The sequence below is a fragment of the Streptomyces sp. FH025 genome, assembly GCF_017427025.1.
Lineage (GTDB): Bacteria > Actinomycetota > Actinomycetes > Streptomycetales > Streptomycetaceae > Kitasatospora.
The window spans coordinates 1-2,192 of sequence record NZ_JAFLNG010000976.1 but is presented as its reverse complement, the minus strand read 5'-3'; the positions used below and the strand labels follow the sequence as shown (position 1 = coordinate 2,192).

At 73.1% G+C, this 2,192-nt stretch carries 3 protein-coding genes and 1 pseudogene; 2 read left to right on the top strand and 2 right to left on the bottom strand.

Going from position 1 to position 2,192, the window contains the following annotated elements; genetic code table 11:
• A pseudogene (locus tag J0670_RS36350) lies at positions 1 to 691 on the bottom strand (50S rRNA methyltransferase); the annotation flags it as partial.
• An 81-nt stretch (positions 692 to 772) separates the two neighbouring features.
• Between J0670_RS36350 and J0670_RS36345 the strand changes: the two are divergent.
• Both J0670_RS36345 and J0670_RS36340 read left to right on the top strand, forming a co-directional pair.
• On the top strand, positions 773 to 1,177 hold the full coding sequence (locus J0670_RS36345; RefSeq protein WP_207817011.1) for a VOC family protein: 405 nt from the start codon (positions 773 to 775) through the stop codon (positions 1,175 to 1,177).
• Between the two features lie 31 nt (positions 1,178 to 1,208).
• Positions 1,209 to 1,583 (top strand): RNA-binding S4 domain-containing protein, encoded by a 375-nt coding sequence (locus tag J0670_RS36340; RefSeq protein ID WP_207817008.1) that lies wholly within the window; start codon positions 1,209 to 1,211, stop codon positions 1,581 to 1,583.
• A gap of 8 nt (positions 1,584 to 1,591) precedes the next feature.
• On the opposite strand, the gene J0670_RS36335 is transcribed toward J0670_RS36340, so the two are convergent.
• On the bottom strand, positions 1,592 to 2,098 hold the full coding sequence (locus tag J0670_RS36335; protein ID WP_207817006.1) for an FBP domain-containing protein: 507 nt from the start codon (positions 2,096 to 2,098) through the stop codon (positions 1,592 to 1,594).
• Positions 2,099 to 2,192: the final 94 nt, after the last annotated feature.

The following is a 2,192-nucleotide window of genomic DNA, read 5'->3' as shown; positions in this document are numbered from 1 at the left end:
CGGCCGTCGGCGAGCTGGGCGTCCAGCCAGTCCAGGGGCCGACGTCCGGTGGCAGCGCGTAGCGGTGGGGCCACGGGCTGGGCCCGGGGCGGAGCGCCGGGTCGGGGGTGCAGAGGATCAGCCGGGCCTTGCGGACGGCGAGCGAGGTGCGGGTCGGGCCCAGGAGGCGCTCGAAGAGTTCCAGGGTGGAGGTGTGGATCTCGGTGACCATGCCGGTGCCGAGCACCACCGTGCCGGGGTGGAGCGCGGGGGCGAGCCGGTGCAGCTGGTCCTCCAGCAGGGCCAGGCTCTTGGGCACGCGCACCAGCAGGACGTCGATCGGCGCGGGCGGCTCGTCACGGGTGGTGAGCAGCCTGGCCTCGTCCACGGCGGCGCCGGCCCGGGCGAGGTTCTCGCGGGTGGCCTGCCGGCCGAGGTGGGAATCGGTGATCTGCACCGGCTCGTACGGCGCGAGCGCGGTGGTCAGGGCGCCCCAGCGGTCCCCCAGGACGGCGATCCGGCGGCCGGCCAGCTCGGTGGCGCAGCCGGCGGCACTGTCCGTCTGGCCTGCGAGGTGTCGCAGCAGGTACTCGTCGGAGGCGTCCCAGGCCCGCAGCCGCTCGCGCGGGTCCGCCGGGAAGCGGGTGAGGTCGAAGGTGCCCCACGGGGTGGTGAACGGGGTCGCGGCGGCGGGCGTGCTCTCGGGATTCATCGTGTTCTCAGGCTATCCGAAGGCTCCGTGGAGAAGTCACGGACGGATACTGGAAGGGCCCGGCCGAGAGGGGTGAGGGCGATGGACTGGAAGCTCGAAGTTGTGGTGATCCCGGTAGCCGACGTGGACCGGGCGAAGCTCTTCTACGAGGAGCAGGCCGGCTTCACGGTCGACCACGACACCCGGCTGCGCGACGGTGTCCGGGTGGTCCAGCTGACTCCCCCGGGATCGGCCTGCTCGATCGTGGTGGGCACCGGGGTGATCAGTTCGGCCCCCGGATCGGTGAAGGGGCTCCAGCTGGCGGTCCCGGACATCGAGAAGGCGCACGCCGAACTCGCGGCGCGGGGCGTGGCGGTCAGCCCGGTTCAGCACTTCGTGGCGGGGTCGCGGGTGGACGGGCACGGCGAGGCGTGGAACAACTTCGTGTTCTTCAACGACCCGGACGGCAACGGCTGGGCGGTCCAAGAGGTGCCGTCCGCCGCGTAGGCCGCGCCGACGCCCCGGGTAGGCTCCGAGGATGGCTGAGGACGAGGGAAGCGTGCGGGTGGACGCCTGGATCTGGTCGGTCCGGCTGGCCAAGACGCGGTCGCTGGCGGCCGCGGCCTGCAAGGCCGGTCACGTCCGGGTGAACGGCGAACGCGCCAAGCCCGCGCAGACGCTGAAGCCCGGGGACGAGGTGCGGGTCCGCGAGGAGGGGTACGAACGGGTCGTCGTGGTGCGCAAGCTGATCCGCAAGCGGGTCGGCGCGGCGGTGGCGGCGGAGTGCCTGACCGACAACAGCCCGCCGCGCCCACCGCGCGAGTTCGTGGCGCCGGCCTTCGAGCGGGACCGCGGCGCCGGACGCCCGACCAAGCGGGAGCGCCGCGAACTGGACCAGCTGCGCGGGCGGTGACCGGGTGGTCACCCGGCCGAGTCGGTGAGCACCTTGGCGAGGAAGGCGTCCAGGTTGCCCACCGTACGGTCGATCTGCCGCTCCAGCGGCAGCGATTCGTCGGGCCGGGTGACCAGGGTGGACTTCTTCAGGCCGCGGACGTAGAGCGAGCAGGCGAGGTCGGCGCAGATGTACGTGCCGACCGTGTTGCCCTCCCGCCCGGCCGCCCCGGCCCGCCGGGCGGCCAGCAGCGCGACCCCCGACCCCGCGTGCGCGGTGATGCACAGCGAGCACACGTTGGTCTTGGTCAGGCTGCGCCGGATCACCGGCGAGCGCATCGTCACCCCGACCAGCTCGCCCCCGTACGGCGCCACCAGGTACGCCCGGTCCGGCGCGCCCTGGTCCCGCCACCCGAGGAAGTCCAGGCTCTGCCACGGCAGTTCGGCCAGCCCTCGGGGCAGGTTGAGCCGACGGGCCTCGCCCTTCGAACAGTTGACGAAGGACGCGCGGATCTCGGGTTCGGTCAGGGCTTCCATGCCGCGGAAGCTAACACCGCCCGCCGGACCGTGTCGCGTCAATTTCCCCCGCTGTGCACCGGATGTGCTTCCCCGGGGTGGCGAGTGATCGTCA

Excerpts from the sequence above, each read along its gene's own strand:
- J0670_RS36345 (WP_207817011.1), top strand. The coding sequence starts at position 773 with ATGGACTGGAAGCTCGAAGTTGTGGTGATCCCGGTAGCCGACGTGGAC.
- J0670_RS36340 (WP_207817008.1), top strand. The coding sequence starts at position 1,209 with ATGGCTGAGGACGAGGGAAGCGTGCGGGTGGACGCCTGGATCTGGTCG.
- J0670_RS36335 (WP_207817006.1), bottom strand. The coding sequence starts at position 2,098 with ATGGAAGCCCTGACCGAACCCGAGATCCGCGCGTCCTTCGTCAACTGT.